Source organism: Microbacterium sp. As-52, assembly GCF_049949185.1.
Classification (GTDB): Bacteria; Actinomycetota; Actinomycetes; order Actinomycetales; family Microbacteriaceae; genus Microbacterium; species Microbacterium maritypicum_A.
The window spans coordinates 3,641,901-3,659,705 of sequence record NZ_CP188171.1; the positions used below are offsets into that span (position 1 = coordinate 3,641,901).

The 17,805-nt window shown below is 68.4% G+C and carries 13 protein-coding genes and 1 tRNA gene; 11 read left to right on the top strand and 3 right to left on the bottom strand.

Annotated features, from left to right (window positions below; translation table 11 throughout):
• Positions 1-34: 34 nt before the first annotated feature.
• The 5 genes from ACLFA2_RS17555 to ACLFA2_RS17575 all read left to right on the top strand — a co-directional run bounded on the left by ACLFA2_RS17555 (position 35) and on the right by ACLFA2_RS17575 (position 4,558).
• The gene (locus ACLFA2_RS17555) at positions 35-811 is read left to right on the top strand and encodes a fumarylacetoacetate hydrolase family protein (protein ID WP_426621720.1); all 777 of its coding nucleotides are present in this window, start codon (positions 35-37) and stop codon (positions 809-811) included.
• Complete coding sequence (locus ACLFA2_RS17560; RefSeq protein WP_426621721.1) at positions 808-2,067, top strand: MFS transporter; 1,260 nt, start codon at positions 808-810, stop codon at positions 2,065-2,067. The genes ACLFA2_RS17555 and ACLFA2_RS17560 overlap by 4 nt, the downstream gene beginning before the upstream one ends.
• The gene (locus ACLFA2_RS17565; protein ID WP_426621722.1) at positions 2,064-2,828 is read left to right on the top strand and encodes a class I SAM-dependent methyltransferase; all 765 of its coding nucleotides are present in this window, start codon (positions 2,064-2,066) and stop codon (positions 2,826-2,828) included. The genes ACLFA2_RS17560 and ACLFA2_RS17565 overlap by 4 nt, the downstream gene beginning before the upstream one ends.
• Positions 2,829-2,881: 53 nt before the next feature.
• Complete coding sequence (gene gltX, locus ACLFA2_RS17570; RefSeq protein ID WP_426621723.1) at positions 2,882-4,387, top strand: glutamate--tRNA ligase; 1,506 nt, start codon at positions 2,882-2,884, stop codon at positions 4,385-4,387.
• Positions 4,388-4,486: 99 nt separating this feature from the next.
• Positions 4,487-4,558 (top strand) — tRNA-Gln (locus ACLFA2_RS17575).
• 141 nt (positions 4,559-4,699) lie between these two features.
• On the opposite strand, the gene ACLFA2_RS17580 is transcribed toward ACLFA2_RS17575, so the two are convergent.
• Positions 4,700-7,786, bottom strand: a complete 3,087-nt coding sequence (locus ACLFA2_RS17580) for a LamG-like jellyroll fold domain-containing protein (protein WP_426621724.1) — start codon at positions 7,784-7,786, stop codon at positions 4,700-4,702.
• Positions 7,787-7,842: 56 nt separating this feature from the next.
• Entirely contained in the window at positions 7,843-8,490 is a 648-nt protein-coding gene (locus tag ACLFA2_RS17585; protein WP_426621725.1) for an HAD family hydrolase, read from the bottom strand.
• A gap of 268 nt (positions 8,491-8,758) precedes the next feature.
• On the opposite strand from ACLFA2_RS17585, the gene ACLFA2_RS17590 reads away from it, so the two are divergent.
• The 4 genes from ACLFA2_RS17590 to ACLFA2_RS17605 all read left to right on the top strand — a co-directional run bounded on the left by ACLFA2_RS17590 (position 8,759) and on the right by ACLFA2_RS17605 (position 15,057).
• Complete coding sequence (locus ACLFA2_RS17590; protein WP_235045236.1) at positions 8,759-9,514, top strand: GntR family transcriptional regulator; 756 nt, start codon at positions 8,759-8,761, stop codon at positions 9,512-9,514.
• A 68-nt stretch (positions 9,515-9,582) separates the two neighbouring features.
• Positions 9,583-11,046, top strand: a complete 1,464-nt coding sequence (locus tag ACLFA2_RS17595; protein WP_426621726.1) for a DUF3375 domain-containing protein — start codon at positions 9,583-9,585, stop codon at positions 11,044-11,046.
• The gene (locus ACLFA2_RS17600; protein WP_021200404.1) at positions 11,039-11,701 is read left to right on the top strand and encodes a DUF4194 domain-containing protein; all 663 of its coding nucleotides are present in this window, start codon (positions 11,039-11,041) and stop codon (positions 11,699-11,701) included. Before ACLFA2_RS17595 ends, ACLFA2_RS17600 begins: the two co-directional genes overlap by 8 nt.
• A complete protein-coding gene (locus ACLFA2_RS17605; RefSeq protein ID WP_426621727.1) occupies positions 11,698-15,057 on the top strand; it encodes an ATP-binding protein in 3,360 nt (1,119 codons plus the stop codon). Before ACLFA2_RS17600 ends, ACLFA2_RS17605 begins: the two co-directional genes overlap by 4 nt.
• A 33-nt stretch (positions 15,058-15,090) precedes the next feature.
• On the opposite strand, the gene ACLFA2_RS17610 is transcribed toward ACLFA2_RS17605, so the two are convergent.
• Entirely contained in the window at positions 15,091-15,927 is an 837-nt protein-coding gene (locus tag ACLFA2_RS17610; RefSeq protein WP_029259065.1) for a hypothetical protein, read from the bottom strand.
• Between the two features lie 91 nt (positions 15,928-16,018).
• Between ACLFA2_RS17610 and ACLFA2_RS17615 the strand changes: the two genes are divergently transcribed.
• A complete protein-coding gene (locus ACLFA2_RS17615; RefSeq protein WP_426621728.1) occupies positions 16,019-17,293 on the top strand; it encodes an MFS transporter in 1,275 nt (424 codons plus the stop codon).
• Positions 17,294-17,302: 9 nt separating this feature from the next.
• The gene (locus ACLFA2_RS17620; protein WP_021200408.1) at positions 17,303-17,803 is read left to right on the top strand and encodes a hypothetical protein; all 501 of its coding nucleotides are present in this window, start codon (positions 17,303-17,305) and stop codon (positions 17,801-17,803) included.
• Positions 17,804-17,805 lie beyond the last annotated feature (2 nt).

Sequence of the window (17,805 nt, forward strand, 5' to 3'; positions counted from 1 at the left end):
GGCGGGGTGGGACGCCCTCGCTAGGCTGGATCCCATGAAGATCGCCCGGTTCAGCCACGACGAAGCCATCATGTACGGGATCATCGACGAGCGTGAGCTCGTCGTGCTCGCCGGAGACCCGATGTTCACCGGGTACGAGACCACCGGCGCCCGTGTGCCGCTCGCGGATGCCGCGCTGCTCGCTCCGGTGATCCCGCGGTCGAAGGTCGTCTGTGTGGGCAAGAACTATCACGACCACGCGGCCGAGATGGGGGGAGAGGCTCCCGAGGAACCGCTGCTGTTCCTCAAACCGAACACCGCGGTGATCGGACCTGGTGACGCGATCGTGCGTCCGCCCCTCTCCGATCGCACCGAGTACGAGGGTGAGCTCGTCGTGGTCATCGGCAAGATCGCCAGGAACGTGAAGGCCGAGAACGCGCTCGACTACGTGCTGGGCTACACGATCGGCAACGACGTGACCGCGCGCGATCTGCAGCGCAAGGACGGACAGTGGGCGCGCGCGAAGGGCTTCGACACGTTCTGCCCGCTCGGACCCGTGATCGAGACCGACTTCGATCCCGCGACCGCCACGATCGAGACGCGGGTGAACGGCGAGGTGCGCCAGCACGCTCCGCTCACCGACATGATCCACTCGGTACCGGCGATCATCGAGTACGCCTCGGCCGTGTTCACCCTGCTCCCGGGCGATGTCATCATGACGGGCACGCCGGCGGGCGTCGGAACCTTCGGCGCAGGAGACGTCGTCGAGGTCGAGATCACGGGGCTGGGCATCCTGCGCAACACCGCGCGGGACGCCGCACCCGCGTCATGACCGATGTGGCCCTGACGGCGGCGCAGCAGACGGCGGTCCAGCGACGCACCGTGCTGGTGCTGTCGCTCGGGCAGGTGCTCGGCGGCATCGCCTTCGGTGCCACGGTGTCGCTCGGAGCGCTCCTGGCGGCGGACATCTCGGGGAACGACGCGCTCTCCGGTCTGGCGACCGCCTCGGTCACGCTCGGAGCGGCGGCGTGCGCGATCCCGCTGGCCCGCCTCGCCGCTCGTGTCGGTCGGCGTCGTGCACTCACGCTCGGCAACCTGTTCGCACTGGTCGGCATCGCGGTCGTCATCCTCGCTGCCTCCCTGCGCCTCTTCCCGCTGCTGCTCGCCGGCATCCTCATGATCGGCGCGGGCAACGCGGGAAACCTGCAGTCTCGCTTTGCCGCGACGGATCTCGCCGCCCCGCAGCACCGCGGCCGGGATCTGTCGATCGTCGTCTGGTCGACGACGATCGGCGGGGTTGCCGGGCCCCTTCTGCTGGGGCCGGGAGAGATCGTCGGGCAGGCGGTCGGGATGCCTCCGCAGACGGGTTCTTATCTGTTCTCGTTCGTTGCGCAGTGCGCGGCACTCCTGCTCTACATCGTCGCGCTGCGCCCTGATCCGCTTCTCGCGGCGCAGCGGCTCGCCACGGCGTCGGCGGCTGCCGCCGGAGCGGTGGCAGAGGACCGGCCACGGGTGGCGCGCTATGCGATCTTCGCGATCGCGGGGTCTCACGTGGTGATGGCGTCGGTCATGGCCATGACCCCGGTGCACCTGTCGCACATGGCGCACGGCGCCGGAGGCATGGCGGCGACCCCGGCGGATGTCTCGGCTCTGGTGGGGATCACGATCGCCCTGCACGTGGGCGGGATGTACGCCCTGTCGCCGGTCTTCGGTGTGCTCGCCGACAGGTGGGGCCGACTCAAGGTCGTGCTGCTCGGCCAGGTGCTGCTCGCCGGTGCTCTGGCGTTCGCCGTGTTCACGGGTACCGAGGCCTGGGGTGTCATGGTCGCGCTCATCCTGCTGGGGCTGGGGTGGAGCGCGGCGACGGTCGCCGGGGCGGCGCTGCTCACCGAGGCCTCCGCACCCGAGCTCCGCACGCGCAGACAGGGTCGCAGCGATTCGCTCATGAGCCTCTCGGCTGCGGCCGGCTCGGTGCTGGCCGGAGTAGTGCTGTCGAACTTCCAGTACTCCGGACTCGGGATCGCAGCCTTCATCCTGGTCGTCGCGATCGTGGCGCTGTCTCCGCTGGCTCGCGCGGGAGCACGGTGAAGGACTGGTCCGGGGTCGGTGAAGCGTACTCCGCCTCCTACTCGGCGCTGTGCGCCGGGACCTTCGTCGCGATGCGGGAGGCTCTGGGCGAGCCGCACGGCCGCAGCCTGGTCGACGTGGGCGCCGGAGACGGCACCCTGGCTGCGATGTGGACCGCCGAGGGATGGACGGTGACCGCGTGCGAGCCGGAGTCGACCATGCGCGCGGGCTCGCGTCGCCGGCATCCTCGGATCGACACCATCGACGGCACCTTGCCGGCGCTTCCGTTCGCAGACGGCGCGTTCGACGTCGCCATCGCGAGCTTCGTGTTGAATCACGTCCCGTCACCGCGTTCGGCCGCCGCAGAGCTGCGACGGGTCAGCCGGGGTGCGGTCGTGGCGACGACCTGGACGCTCTCTCCCTCGTGGTTCTGGGCCGAGATCACCGAGCGTGCCGGTATCGCGCCCTTCGCGGGGCCGAGGCTCCCGGATGACGAGGACTTCGAGCGCACGGCCGACGGGTTCGGGCGGATGCTGCAGGAGGCCGGTCTGCAGCGCGTAGAGGTCACCGAGCTCGACTGGACCTGGAGCGCGGATCCGCGAGCCCTCTGGCGGTCTGTCGAAGGGGGAGTGGCGGGTGCCGGTGCGCTCTACGCCCGTCTCGACCAGGTCGACCGGCAGCAGTTTCGGACCGCTTTCGACCAGGTGGTCGATGAGCGGAGTGCGAACGGTTTCCTACCGCTGGCGCATCGTGCCGCGGTCGCCGTGAGCACCGCTCGCTGAGCGCTTCGATCCTCCAGCGGTGCGGTCACCCGTCCCCGTAGAATCGAAGGGCTATGGCTACCCCTCACCCCCTCACCACGACTGTCAGTGGTGCCGACGTCCGCGTCCGCTTCTGCCCCTCACCGACCGGTCTGCCGCACGTCGGCATGGTCCGCACGGCTCTCTACAACTGGGCCTACGCCCGACACAACGGCGGGAAGATGGTGTTCCGCATTGAGGACACCGACGCCGCCCGTGACAGCGAGGAGAGCTTCCGCCAACTGGTCGACGCGCTCACCTGGCTCAAGATCGACTGGGACGAGGGCGTCGAGGTCGGCGGACCGCATGCGCCCTACCGGCAGTCGGAGCGTCACGACATCTATCGCGAGGTGATCGACAAGCTCATCGCGACGGGCGCCCTCTACGAGAGCTACTCGACGGCCGAGGAGATCGACGCGCGCAACGAGGCCGCAGGCCGCGCCAAGCAGCTCGGCTACGACAACTTCGACCGCGACCTCACCGACGAGCAGAAGGCGGCCTTCCGCGCCGAGGGTCGACAGCCCGCTCTGCGCCTGCGCGTGCCGGACGAGGACGTCACGTACGTCGACCTGATCCGTGGCGAGGTCACCTTCCCCGCCGGTTCATTCCCCGACTTCGTGGTCGTGCGTCCGAACGGCGTGCCCCTGTACACGTTCGTGAACCCGGTCGACGACGCACTGATGGGCATCACGCACGTCCTGCGCGGTGAGGATCTGATGCCGTCGACCGCGCGCCAGCTCTCGCTGTACGCGGCTCTCATCGATGCGGGCGTCACGACGTTCGTGCCGCGATTCGCCCACATGCCGCTGGTGCTGGGGGAGACGGGCAACAAGAAGCTCTCCAAGCGCGACCCGCAGGCCGATCTGTTCCTGCACCGCGACCGCGGCTTCATCCCCGAGGGACTGCTGAACTATCTCGCGCTCCTCGGCTGGTCGATCGGCCCCGACCGCGACGTGTTCTCGCTCGACGAGTTCACCGCGGCATTCGACATCGTCAACGTCAACCCGAACCCGGCCCGCTTCGACCAGAAGAAGGCCGAGTCGATCAACGGCGACCACATCCGGATGCTGGGGGAGAAGGACTTCGCCGAGCGGACGATCCCGTATCTCGCCGCCGCCGGGCTCTTCGACGAGCCCACACACGAGCAGCTGGTGACGGCGTTCCGTGTCGCCCCTCTCGTGCAGGAGCGCGTCCAGCTGTTGGGCGAGGTCCCCGGGATGGTGGGCTTCCTCTTCACCGACGAGGTCTCATACGCCGAGGACGCGCTCAAGGGACTGCCGGCGAATGCTGCCGAGGTGCTCGATGCCTGCGTCGTCGCTCTCGAGCCGCTGGAGGAGTTCACGCCCGAGAAGATCCAGGAGGCTCTGGCTGCAGAGCTGGTGGAGAGGCTCGAGCTCAAGCCGCGTATCGCCTACGGCCCGCCGCGCGTGGCCATCACCGGCCGCCGGATCTCGCCGCCGCTGTTCGAGTCGATGGAGCTGCTGGGTAAGGACGAGTCGCTGCGTCGTCTGCGTTCCCTGTCGGTGTTCCTCGCGAACTGAGTCGCGACGCGCCCGGGCGGCGGCGCACGGCACCGGTTTTGGTGTTCCGCCGCCGCTCGGGTAGGCTTGATTCTCGGTGCGAGGCTCCGGTTTCGCCCTTGGGGTATGGTGTAATTGGCAACACGACGGTTTCTGGTTCCGTTATTCTTGGTTCGAGTCCAGGTACCCCAGCAAGATGAAAACCCCCGCTCAGGCGGGGGTTTCTTCGTTAGGTGATGCGTCGGAGTCGTCCGCCGCGAGAATGACGCGTTCGGCGGCGGCCCCCGGCCATCCGTGTCAGCACGGAAAGCAGGGGGCCTTCGCCATCGGTCGTCAGGCCGCGCGGCGGCGCAGGCGGGCCAGCCACGCGCCAGCCCCCAGCAGGGTGGCAGCCAATCCCGCCCACACCCAGAGGATCGCCACGTCTGCTCCGGTCGTCGCGAGCGGAGCAGCGGAGCCGTCGGTTCCAGGTTTCGCCACGGTGCCGTCTCCGCGTCCCGTGCCGCCGTTCCCGTTGCCGCCCTCGCCGGGGGTGCCGCCCTCGCCGGGCGTGCCGCCCTCGCCGGGGGTGCCGGTGTCGGCCGTGGCGAAGTCGATCGAGGCGAGCACGCGGCTCTCGACGCCTGTCAGCACCAGTTCCGCACCTTCGATGGCGAAGCTGTCGACGCCGCTGACCGTGACCGTTGAACCCGCGATCCCGAAACCGGCAGCCGGCGTGAGCGTCAGGCGCACCTGGCCGCCGCGATCCGCAACGCCCTCTGCGGGCGAAACGGTGCCGCCGCGCACCTCGGTGCGATAGCTGAAGCGCACGGCCTGGGCCTCCACGGCGTCGACGGCGGCCTTCAGCGACTCGAAGCTCGTCCGCAGCTGTGCCTTCGTCGGTGCGACGGCGGCGACTGTCGCGACCGTACCATCGGTCGAGCCATCCCGCGCCCCCGGAGATCCCGCGAGCAGAGCCGCACTGTGGGCTGTCGCCGCGGCGAGAGCATCGCCGAGCGTCTCATCGAAGACACGTCCGTTCGCCGCCTCGACCTCGTTGACGTTCATCAGCTCGGTCGCGTATTCGACGGCCTGGGTGAGTGCGGCAGTCTCTGTGGTCGAATCATCGGCGGCGAAGAGGGCGGCGACCTCGGTCGTGGACAGAGCCGTGTCCCACATCCGCAGGTCGTCCATGTCGAGACCGATGCCGTAGCTCTTGCTCCCGTCGACGCCCACGAGCATGTTCAGGCCGCTGGTCATGCTCCCGATCCCCGCGATGCTCGTCTCCTTGGCCAGCATGCCGTCCATGTAGGTGCTCGCGGTGTTGCGCGTGCGGTCGACGGTCACGGTCATGTGGTGCCAGGAGCCGTGGTACTCGCCGACGTCGCCGGTCGCGTAGACGCCGTCGGTGCCGTCGCCGAGCGTGAACTCGAGCTTGCCGGTGTTCGTGCCCTCCGGGGCGAGGTTGATGCCCGAGCGGTACCAGTTCGCCCAGTTCTTGTTGCTGATGATCGCACCGTAGCCGTTGACGCCGGTGACCTTCGTCCAGAAGCTGATCGTGAGGTCCTTGTCGGCGCCGAGGTCGAACTCGGGTCGGGATCCGAGATCGACGTAGCTGCCCGCGCCTCCGCCGATGCGCACGGCCGTTCCCGAAGCTCCGGGGCGGTCGGAGGCGACATATGAGACCGCGCCCACCGGCTTCGCCGCGGGAGCCGTTCCCGCGTGCGTGCCGGTGTCTCCGAGGTCGCCCTCGAAGGCGAGGTGCAGGAACTCGCCGACCGGTGCGGGCGCCGGCGCGTCGGGGAAGTCCGGGAAGACGAGCTCGCCGGCCGTGCGCACGAGGCCGGTGAGCGGCTCCGACGCGTTCTGGAAGTCGTCGTACGCGGTGACCGTGACGGTGTAGTTCTTCGCCGGTTTCAGACCGCGGACGTCGAATCCCATCGTGTTCGGTGTCATGTAGAACCGCGAGTACGCCTTGAAAGATCCGGTGACGGACTTCGCCGCGTTCTTGCCGAAGTCCGGCACCTGGTTCGCCGTGTACGCGACCGGGTTGCCGGCCTGGTCACGGATCTCGACCTCGTAGTAGTTCACGAGCTCGTCGTCCTTGGCCTGGTCGAAGCGCAGCGTGAGCGTCTCTTCGGTGACATCGGTCGCGGTGACGGCGGCGGCACCCCACCACGGCGCGGTCGTGCTGCGCTGATCGGCCGTGTAGCTGAACCCGCTCTTGCCTTTGGTCGTGTCGACCACCCAGGGCATGCCGACCCAGCGCTGATGGGTGACGTCGAATCGACGGATGACAGTGGAGCCGTCGGTGAGCACGGAGATGAAGTTCGCGTACTTCTGCGACACCCCGGCAGCAGGGTCTCCCTGATTGCCCCCGAAGTAGCCGCCGCCGAGGAAGTCGCTCGGCACGTCCTGGTAGATGTAGTTCATCGAGGCGTTCTCGTAGACCGTGAAGTCTTTCTGGAAGATGCTCGTCTCCGGGTTCGAGGAGAAGTGCGTGTGCGCCGAGCCGAGCATCACCTGCGGATAGGACGCGAGGATCCGCTGCAGGTCGGGACCTGCCATGTCGTAGTCGGCGTGGAAGGGCCCCCCGAGCGACGTGCCCGCGTAGCCGCTGTGGATCGAGACGAAGATCGGCTTGGCGGGGTCGTAGTCGGGCTTCGCAGCGATGTCCTGCAGCGTGCTGGTGAGGAAGGCCTGGTAACCGGTGCGCTGCCCGCCGTACCCGAATGTGCTGGTGCCGTTGTAGTCGAGACCGATGAAGTCGATGCCCTCGATGGTCGTGTGGAAGTTGCTCACGTATGCGCTGTCGGCGTTCGGGTAGTGCCACGCGGGCGCGTCGGCCGGTGCATTCTTCCGCGCGGAGTCGAAGGTCGTGCCCATCAGATCGGCGATGTCGTGGTTGCCCTGGGTGAGCAGGACCTGCGACTCGGGGAAACTCTCGCGCATGACCCGTTCGACCGCGCGATACCAGCCGGCGACCTTCTCGCTGTCGCCGGCGAGGTGGGCGGAGTACTCCGGGTCGTTCGCACCGACGACATCGCCGTTGTCGACCACGACGCGCGGGTCGAAGCCCTTGGCGTCCGCCCAGGAGCGGAGGGCCTGGAAGTGCGGCTTCGCGCCCTCGTAGGCCACCTGCTCGGATGTCTTGTCCGCCGTGGCGGCGCCCCCGAGCTCGGTATCGGACATCGTGATGAACTCGAGTGTGGCGTCGGCGCCGTTGTAGGCGTCGTTCGCGGCGTCGATGCGCTGTTGCGTCATCGGTTCCACGGCGGACGACGAGGTCGGGACGGCCGTCGGCGCGACCGCCGCCGCCGGGAGAACGGGGACCAGGAGCGTGAGCGCCGTCGTGGCCGCGATCATCCCTCCACCGAGTGCGCGGCGTAGGGCCGCCTCCGGACGGGGGCGTGTCGTCTTCGGGCGATCAGGGGTCAGCATGGGGTTCCTCGCAGGTGTCGTCGGGGTTCGGAAGGCGGTCGAGAAGTGTGGGGACGTCAGGGAAGCGCGGGCAGGGAGGGCATCAGTGAAGCGACCCAGGGTGCCGTCACGGCGCGGAGGTCGGGGATGCAGGCCGTCGTGCCGCTCGCGTCCCTGTGGTCGGCCCGGACCTGCACGACGCGGCATCCGGCAGCGACGGCAGCACGCACGCCGACCTCGGAGTCCTCGAACACCAGGCACGCGGCCGGATCGACGTCGAGCAGGCGGGTCGCCCGCAGATAGGGTTCTGGGCTCGGCTTCGTGCGTCGCACATCGTCCGCGGTCACGACGACGTCGAATACGCCGAGGCTCACGTTCTCGGCGACCGCATCGACCCATGCCCTGGTCGAGCTGGTCACGAGACCGATTCGGATTCCCTCGCGCCGCAGGTGCGCGAGTGCTTCCTCGGCACCGGCGACCCATTCCAGACGCCCCGCGAAGGAATCGATCGTGACGAGCTCCAGCTCCGCCGCGAGGGCGCTCGCACTCGCACGCGTACTCCCGAGCCCGATGAGAGCGCGGGCGGCATCGATGCCGGACAGCCCTTCGAACCCGGCGAGCTGCGCCGACGACACCGTTGTGCCGAGGTGTGCGAGGTGGGCGCTGATCACGTCGAGCCACGCCCGTTCACTGTCGACGAGTGTGCCGTCGAGGTCGAAGAGCACGGCGGCGGGTCGAGCCGCGGCGGGCCGCGCGGGGGTGGAACGAGGGGAGGCGGAGCGATCAGAGGCGGAGCGATCAGAAGCGGAGCGATCGGAAGCGGGCGTCGACGAGGTCACGGGACGATTACCCCGCTCCGTGGTGTGCACGGGGCGGCGTGCAGATGAACGACGTCTGAACGATAGCCGCCGGCGGGCGTGCAGCGGGGGACAACTGTGAACTGCTGTCCTGATCGCGCGATCGACGGTATCGCGGCTCACCTAGTCTGAGACGGTGTTACCGGCGACCCCGCGCTCCCATCGCGAGATCATGAGCGATCTGATGACCAGGATCATCGATGGGGAGTTCTCTCCGGGCTCCCGTCTTCCGTCGGAGACGAAGTTGAGTCTGCATTACGGCTCGACCCGTGGCACGATCCGACGGGCTCTCGCGGGTCTCGAGGACCGAGGGCTGGTATCCCCGGTTCAAGGCGCGGGCTGGACCGTTCGTTCGGGCCGACAGAGTCAGTCGTTCGAAGAACTGCGTTCGTTCGCGCAGTGGGCGCGGTCCAAGGGTCTGGCGCCGGGCGGGCAGGTGCGTCGCAAGGAGTTCGGGGAGGCGACCGCGGCGGAGGCGCGTCGCCTGTGGGTGAGCCCGCGGACGCGTGTGCTGCGCGTGACCAGGACGCGTAGCATCGACGGCCGCGACGTGATGCTGGAGCGCACCAGCTACCCGGACTGGATCGCCGATCGGCTGGCCTCGATCGCTGATGACGAGGCCTCCGTCGTCGAGGCGCTCTCGCGTGACTTCGGGATCGTGACCGCGTTCGCCGAGCACGCCATCGATGCCGTCCCCGTGTCCAGCGCCGACGCCGAGCTGCTCGGCGTGCGTCGGGCGAGCGCGCTGCTGCGGGTGCGCCGCGTGAGCTACACCGCGGCAGGCGAGCCGATCGAGTACGGCGAGGACCGCTACCTGCCCGACACCGTCACGTTCCTCGTCACGGCATCGCGGGAGAGCACACCCCTCACGCGCACCGAGTTCTCGCGGTAGCGGTTCAGCTCGCGTCGTCACCCCGCGTCGCGTCCGGCGATGTCGAGGGCGCCGAGTAATGTGAATACGTGACAGGAACACGAGCAGAAGCGGCATTCTCGCGCGCTGTCACCGCATTCAGCACGCCGACCCTCGACCTCCTCCACGGACGTTTCGCGCCCTTCGTCGTCGCGTCCCTCTCGCTGCTGTTCACGGCAGACCGGGCATCCATCCCGATCGCTGACGCCCAGGCTGAGCTCGCCGAGATCCTCGATGAGCTGAGGGGAGCGGGCTCCGACGATGACGACCGCCGGGTTCCCGCAGGGACCGGCCGCGACGTCGCGCGGAACTGGGTGCGACTGGGCTGGCTGGTGCAGCAGATCGACGAGGACATCGAGGTGTACCGACTCTCCGCGCACGCCGTCGAGGCGCTGGAGATCGCCGGACGCACGGGCGGGGGGCGCACACGTGTATCCAACTCCCGTGTGCGAACGCTCCTCGACGCCGTGGAGCACCTCTCCGACAGCGCCGAGGCCGATCCCGAGCGTCGCCTGGCTCGTCTTCGGAAGGAGCGGGCGGCACTCGACGCCGAGATCGATCGGATCGAGGAATCGGGCAGGGCGGATCCGCTCGACGATGAAGAGCTGTTCGAAGAAGCGGAGAACGTGCTGCACCTGGCACGGGAGCTCCCCGCCGACTTCACCCGCGTCGCCGAGTCGCTCAAGCTCATGCAGCGCGACGTCGTCGCCCATCTGCGGCGTGACGAACGCCCGACCGGCGAGGTGCTCCGCGAGTATCTGCGACGCGCGCAGGACGTGATGAACTCGACCCCGGAGGGGCGCGCGTTCTCCGGCGCCCTGCGGCTGATCGGCGATCCGGATCGCATCGACGCGCTCACCGAACAGCTGCACGGCCTGCTCCGGCAGCCGTTCGCCCGCATGCTCGACAGCACGCAGCGTGCCGAACTCGACGCCATCGGACGTCGGGTCGAGCTCGGCGTCGAAGAGGTCCTCGCCGCACAGCGTCGAGCGTCGCACGTCATCACCGGCCAGGTGAAGACCCACGATCCGCTGCGGGACCGTCAGATCGACGATCTGCTGCGCGACGTCATCGCCGCTCTCCACATCTGGGACGGTGCGGGGGCGAGCGACTCGCCGGTGCGCAGTCTCCCGCTCGCAGATCTGGGGCACCTCAGGCAGACGGTGAGCAGCATCCGCCCGCCGGCCGTCCCCGCACCTCTCGCGGACGCCGACGACGTCGAGTTCGCCGACGTCGACTCCCGCGCGTGGGGCGGTCCGCGATATGCGGAGCTCGAGGAGTACGTGTCGGGTCTCGGCCCGGAGTTCGACCTCGCCGCGGCCTTCACCCAGGGAGCCGACGATACCCGTCGTCCAGTCGACCTCGTCGGACTGCTCGAGATCGCGCACCGCAACGGCATGACCGAGGGCGAGGAGGTCTCGGTGGTCGAAGCGCGGCGTCCGGACGGATCGACGCGACGTTTCGCTTTCGGCGCCGTCACGGCGCGCAACCCGAAGGAAGAATCACATGCCTGAAGAGAGCCTCGTGACGGAGACGCCGGTCGAGGATCCGTTCATCGCCCCGGTCCCGATGGAAGACGACATCGAGGAGCACTTCGCGGGTGACCGCGGCACGCTGGACCCCGAGATCCGGCGCCTGCTCGCGCACATCCTCCAGCGCCGTTTCATCGCCGCGGAGCGCAACCGCCGGGAATGGGCCCTGCTGCTCGACCATCAGCACGTGATCGAGTCGCGCCTGAACGACCTCTACCTCCGCCTGGTCGTCGACCACGGCCGCGGGTTCGCATACAAGCAGCAGCTGCGCTCCGACGAGATCGACATGCCGGTGTTGCTGAAGGACGCGCCGTACACACGCGCCGAGACCCTGGTTCTCGTGCATCTGCGCACGGTCTATCAGCGCGAGTCCGCCGCCGGCGAGGCATCCGTGCGCATCGACATCGAGGATCTCGAGCAGACCGTGCTGAGCTACTTCAGTGACGTCGACGGCGGCACAGCCCGGCAGCAGAAGGCGATCCGGAACGCGATGGATCGCCTGGATCGAGAGGGCATCGTGCAGGAGGAGACCAGCGGGCGCTATCGCATCAGCGCGCTCGTCGAGGTCGTCCTGAGCGCCGAGACCCTGAAAGAACTCCGCGACTGGCTGCGGTCGCAGGAAGCGGTGGAACGATGACCATGGTCGACACGCTCTTCGGCCTCATCCCGGCGGGTTCGCGCGGGCAGCAGTGGGTGGCGGAGGAGCTGCAGCTGATCAACTGGGGCGGGTACGACGGCGGACCCCATCGTGTGCGCTTCTCGCCGCACGCGACCCTGCTCTGCGGAGGCTCGGGCTCCGGCAAGTCGACGTTGATGGATGCGTACATCGCCTTGATGATGCCGCACACGACGCCGTTCAACGGAGCGTCGAACGGTGGTGTGACGGGTCGCCCGCGCGGCGAGGAGCAGCGGAACATCCTCTCCTACGGGCGAGGGAAGATCGACGAATCCCGCACCGAGGAGGGCACGAAGCTGCGTGTGCTCCGCGGAGACGGGGAGGACACGTGGAGTGCGATCGCGACGACGTGGATCGACCACGACGGGTCGCGGTTCACGGCCGTGCGTGCGTGGTACATCCCCGCGGATGCGCGCGTCCTCGAGGACACGACGCGGGTCAGGGCCACCGTGAACGGGGCGTTCGATCTGGGACTGCTGGAGCGCGCGGCGACGCAGCGGCTCTCGGATGCGTCGGTGCGGGCGACGGGGCTGGAGACCCTCGCGACGGACCGTGAGTTCGCGGCGCGCCTGCAGGCGGTGCTCGGGATCGGTGCGGCCGGCTCCGGTGCCAAGGCCATCAGTCTTCTGGCGAGGATCCAGGCCGGGCAGCAGATCACGACGGTCGACGATCTGTACAAGAAGCTCGTCCTCGAAGAGCCCGAGACCATGGCCACCGCAGATGCCGTCGTGGCGCATTTCGACGAGCTCGAGAGCACGCGCATGAGGATGCTCACGGCGAAGCAGCAGGTGAACGCGCTCGAGCCGATCCGGGGCATCAAAGACCGCATCGTCTCGGCGTCCGAGCGTGTGCGCGTGATCGACGAGGTCGGCGTGTTCACGGATCCGACCTCTCTGGCCGCCCTCTGGAACGCGCAGCGACGCCTCGATCTCCTGCGCGACGTGGAGGTCGAGCTGGGGGATCGTTCCCGCGCGCTGAGTCTTGCCGTGCGCGAGAAACGTGCTCTCGTCGATGCCGCGGATGTCGAGCGCGAAGGGCTTCTCGACGTGCTGCGCCAGTCCGGCGGCGACCGTCTCGAGACAGCTCAGCGCGAACTCCGCGTCGCCGAGCGCAGAGTGGACGACGTCCGGCGGGAGCGGGCGAAGTTCGACATCATCGTCCGGGAGCTGGGAGCGGAGGTGGAGACCGCCGCGCAGTTCGACGCCTTCGCCGCCGACGTTCGGGGGTCGGCTCCGAAGTCCGAGATCCGTGCTGCCCGTGCCGCTTTCGCCGATGCCGAGAGCACACGCCGGACGACGGAGGCCGAGATCCGCCGCCTGCGCGAGGAGCGTGAGAAGACGAGTCGCGTACGCGGGAGCATCCCCGCGCATCTCGACGAGTCGCGCAGCCTGCTCGCAGAAGCGGTCGGGCTCGACCCGGCCGATCTTCCGTTCGTCGGCGAGCTCATCGAGCTGCGGACCGAGTTCGAGCCGTGGCGGGAGGCATTCAACCTCGCGCTCGGAGGCTTCGCCAGGACGCTTCTGATCGACGTCGAGCACCTCGCTTCGTTCCGCACGGCCATCAACTCCGTGCGCACCCCGGAACGTCTGAACTACGAAGGCGTCCATACCGGCATCCCCGAGGTGCGGAACGCCGACCCGAAGACGCTTCCCGGGCGGCTCGAGTACCTCCCGACGCCCTTCACCGGTTGGCTTCAGCAGCGACTTCAGGATCGCTTCGGATACGTCTGTGTCGACTCGTCGTCGCAGTTGGGCGCACACCAGAAGACCCTCACGATCAGCGGCCAGGTGTCCCAGGGGAGTCGAGGTGCCCACGGAGGGCAGGGGCGCAGCAACGTCCTGGGCTTCACCAACGACCGTCGCCTGCGCGAGATCGACGAACAGCTGCGGCGGCTGACGGCGCAGCACGAGGAGTGCGCGTCCGCTGCGCACGAGGCCGAGGCCGCCCTCGACCGCATCGAGGCGCGGTCGACATCCTTCGCGAAGATCGAGGACCTCACGTGGGAGCAGATCGATGTGGTCACGGTGGAGGCCGAGCGGGAGCGCTGGCTCGCGGTCGAGGCGGAGGTCACCACGGCCAGCCCCGAGATCGCGCAACTCAAGCGCCAGGCCGAAGAACTGCGGGCGCGGGCGGCGCGGCTCCGCGATGAAGAGGCGCGTCTCGGCAACGAGCTCGCTCAGACCCAGGAGCAGTGGGGTCGGGTCACCGACGACGTCGACAGCTGTCAGTCGGTCATCGACTCTGCCGCGGCATCCGGACTCGTGCTCGCGGACGGGCACGCCTCGTTCCTCGACAGCCGATTCCTGCACGCCGAGACCGGAGGATCCGCGACGGCGGCGCAGCGCCTGACCCATTTGGACACCGCCCTCAGGACGGCAGCTCAGCGCCTTCTCGATGACCGCCGCGAGGCGGCCGAGGCGCACGAGCAGCAGCGCGAGAGCATGCGCCGACTCATGACGGGGTTCCTCGAGCGCTGGGACACCCTCACGATCCTTCCGGATCCCGACGCTTCGGTCGGGGAGTTCGAGAGCATCCTGGAGGCTCTCCAGACCAACGGGCTCCACGAGCTGGAGACCGAGTGGCGCGACAGCCTGCTCAAACTGTCGGGAAACGACCTGACGAGTCTCGACTCGACGCTCAGCCGGTCGCTCCGTGAGATCAAGGACCGGATCGATCCGATCAACCGGATCATGGAGGAGCTGCCGTTCTACGACGACGATCATCGTCTGCAGATCACCCCCCGGGAGAACCAGACGGAGGCTCGCAAGCGCTTCCGCCGTGAGCTCCGTGAGGTGCGGGGACTCATCGATGCGGCGGCGACGGATGCGGAGCGGGAGACCGTGTACCGCAAGATGAGTCGCCTCATCGCGCGCATGCGCCGCACCGCCCCCGACTTCGCGGAGCTCATCGATGTGCGAAACCATGTGCGGGTGAGCGCGGAGCGCGTCACAGCCGCCACGCGAGAGCACGTCGCGCTCTACGATCACATCGGTGAGAAGTCCGGAGGCGAGTCGCAGGAACTCGTCGCGTTCATCGTCGGGGCCGCCCTCCGGTACCAGCTCGGAGACGCGGGCGCCGCTCGACCTCGCTATGCGCCGGTGTTCATGGACGAGGCGCTGATCAAGGCCGACGCCCACTTCACCAAGCGTGCGATCGGTGCGTGGCGCGGGCTCGGCTTCCAGCTCGTCATCGGTGCGCCGAACGACAAGTACAGCGCGATCGAGCCGCATGTGGACGTCGAGTACGACATCCTCAAGGACACGCGCGGTCGGTCCTGGGCCAAGGCGAAGGTGGGTCTGCCGGAAGCGGGGGTCTGACCGTCGGTCGTCGACGCGCGAGCACCCGTATCGTCAGTCGCACTCCCCGAGGAACCCGAGGTAGCAGACGGCCTCGTGAGTGACTGCTGCTTCGTAGTCGTTGTTCGAGACCTGTCGCGTCGCGACCTCCGGTGTGCGGGTGAGGTGGCCGAAGTCTCCGAGCGAGGCGACGACCGATCCTTCGGAGTCCTCCGCGCGCATGCGATCGATCTCGGCGCGATGCTGTTCGCAGAGCATCGCCGCGGCGGGAACGAGCTCGACGCCGGCGCAGGCTCCCGCATACTGGGCCTCCATCGCGTCGATGCAGTCGGTCCAGTCCTGATCGACGGCGCACGGGCTCACGCCGTCGTCCGCCACCAGGTACAGACCGGTCTCGTACTCCTCGCTGTGGAAGGTCTCGGGCTTCTCGGGCGCATCGACCTTCGTCCAGTGCCGGGCGGTGGTGAACGCCACCACCACGACGATGATCGCGAGCAGCAGCAGGGCACCGACGATGGACAGCGCGACCCAGAGACCGACCCGGCTCTTCTTCTCCGGTCCGCCGGGGACCGGGGCACCGGGAGAAGGGATCGCTGTGGTCGGCGTACCGGCGTACGCCGGCGGAGCGGATGCGAACGCCGCTGTCTGGGCGAAGTCGTGTCCGCCGAGCGGCACCGTCTCGGCGGCCGGGGTCGTCTCGGGTGCGGGGAACGCGGGAGCGGCAGGCTCCGTCTGCGGGTTCATGGATTGCCAGTACGCGTACCAGCTCTGGGCGGCGTGCGGGTCGGCCGCGACCTGCTGGGCTTCGGTGTCCGAGAGCCGGATGCCCAGCCCCTGCCGGGAACCGGCGTCCACCAGTGCGGAACGGAATTCCTCGAGTGACAGCGCCATGTTCGTGATGATGGCAGAAAGCCGCCTCGTCCGACAATCCGCTCGCGAACGCGATGTCTCCGGCATCCGCAAGAATATCGAGGTGATCGGTATGAGGAGCTTCTGGAACGCCCTACCCACGGAGGGGCGGTGGTTGCTGTCGACGGTCGCGATCCAGACGCTCGGTCGCGGTATGACCCTGCCGTTCACGATCATCTATTTCCATGAGGTGCGCGGCTTCGACCTCGGCATCTCCGGAGCGCTGATGAGTCTCATCGCGATCACCGGGCTGATCGTCACAGGCCCCGGAGGGACTCTCATCGATCGCTTCGGCGCACGGCGGGTGCTGATCGTCGGGCTGCTGTCGATGATCGCGGGATGCGCGCTGCTGGCCTACGCCACCCATCCGGTTGTCGCCGCCGTCGCGGTCATGCTGATCGGGGTGAACTTCGGCGTCTCCTGGCCCGGCTTCAACGCCCTCATCGCCACGGTGGTCGAGGGAGAGGTACGTCAGCAGTACTTCGGTGTGAACTTCGCGCTCGTCAACCTGGGGATCGGCGTCGGAGGCGTGATCGGCGGCTTCTTCGTGGACGTGAGCGATCCCGCCACCTTCACGACGATCTTCCTCGTCGACGCCGCGAGCAGCCTCATCCCGCTCGCGCTCCTCCTCGGACCGCTCCGCCGTGTGCGCACGCAGCACGACGCCGAGGCCGACGCCCCTCCGGTGGGCGGGTATCGAGAGATCCTGCGGCGGCCGGCCGTGCTCTGGCTGACTCTTCTGACCTTCCTTTCGGTCTTCATCGGATACGGCCAGATGGAGGCGGGCTTCCCGGCGTTCGCCCGCCAGATGTCACAGGTGTCGACGCAGGTCGTCGGCATCGCATTCGCCGTGAACACCGCGGTGATCGTGCTTCTGCAGTTCGCCGTGCTCCGGGTCATCTCCGGCAAGAGGCGCACGCGGGTGATGCAGGTGATGGCCCTCATCTGGGCCCTGTCGTGGGTGGTGCTCGGGGCGACGGGCTTCCTGCCGGACACAGTCGCCGCCGCCATCGGCGTCATCGCCTACATGGGAGTCTTCGCGTTCGGAGAGACGATGCTGCAGCCCACCGTTCCCGCGATCTACAACGATCTCGCGTCCGACCGCACGCGCGGCCGGTACAACGCGATCAATTCCGCGGCGTTCCAGGGCGGTGCGATCACGGGCCCGCTCGTGGCGGGTGTGATGCTCGGTGCGGGACTGGACATCGGGTTCATCGGCGTCATGATCGCGGGAAGCCTGGCGGTCGGTGTGCTGGCGCTCGTGCTGGAGCGGGCGGTACCACCGGCTGCGAACGGCGCACCCGACATCCATCGAACGGTCGACGTCGACGACGCGCGGACGCAATAGGCTCCCCTCATGGCTCTGGAGTCTCTCTTCCTCCGTTTGGACCGGATCGCCGGTGGACGAAAGGCCGGCGTCGCGATCAGCGAGGCGGACCGCACGCATCCCAAGACCGTCCGGGCATTCACCTGGATTCTCTGGCTCCTGGTGGTCGAACTCGTCATCGGCGTCGGTGCGGTCATCGTCGCATTGGTGCTGGCGGTCGATGGCGAGTCGGTGTCGTTCGCGGTCTGGATGCGCACCCTCGTCGTGCTCGCGATGACCGCGACGTTGTTCTACTTCGCGTGGCGAGCGCAGCGCGGGTGGCGGTGGGCGTACCAGCGCCTGCGCCTGTTCGCCCAGATCTTCCCCGTGATCACGCTGGTCATGGCGGCGATCCCCGGCCTCTATCCGCTCTGGATGGTGTCGGAGCAGATCGTCTTCAGCCTGATCATGATCGGTATCGCCGACTTCCTGACGAGCGATCACATGCGCAGCACGTTCGCGGCACCGGACGTCGAGCCGACCGCGGAATAGCA

What these genes read in the sequence shown, in the direction of transcription:
- ACLFA2_RS17555 (WP_426621720.1), top strand. Translation starts at nt 35, where the DNA reads ATGAAGATCGCCCGGTTCAGCCACGACGAAGCCATCATGTACGGGATC.
- ACLFA2_RS17560 (WP_426621721.1), top strand. Translation starts at nt 808, where the DNA reads ATGACCGATGTGGCCCTGACGGCGGCGCAGCAGACGGCGGTCCAGCGA.
- gltX (WP_426621723.1), top strand. Translation starts at nt 2,882, where the DNA reads ATGGCTACCCCTCACCCCCTCACCACGACTGTCAGTGGTGCCGACGTC.
- ACLFA2_RS17580 (WP_426621724.1), bottom strand. Translation starts at nt 7,786, where the DNA reads ATGCTGACCCCTGATCGCCCGAAGACGACACGCCCCCGTCCGGAGGCG.
- ACLFA2_RS17600 (WP_021200404.1), top strand. Translation starts at nt 11,039, where the DNA reads ATGCCTGAAGAGAGCCTCGTGACGGAGACGCCGGTCGAGGATCCGTTC.
- ACLFA2_RS17605 (WP_426621727.1), top strand. Translation starts at nt 11,698, where the DNA reads ATGACCATGGTCGACACGCTCTTCGGCCTCATCCCGGCGGGTTCGCGC.
- ACLFA2_RS17610 (WP_029259065.1), bottom strand. Translation starts at nt 15,927, where the DNA reads ATGGCGCTGTCACTCGAGGAATTCCGTTCCGCACTGGTGGACGCCGGT.
- ACLFA2_RS17615 (WP_426621728.1), top strand. Translation starts at nt 16,019, where the DNA reads ATGAGGAGCTTCTGGAACGCCCTACCCACGGAGGGGCGGTGGTTGCTG.
- ACLFA2_RS17620 (WP_021200408.1), top strand. Translation starts at nt 17,303, where the DNA reads ATGGCTCTGGAGTCTCTCTTCCTCCGTTTGGACCGGATCGCCGGTGGA.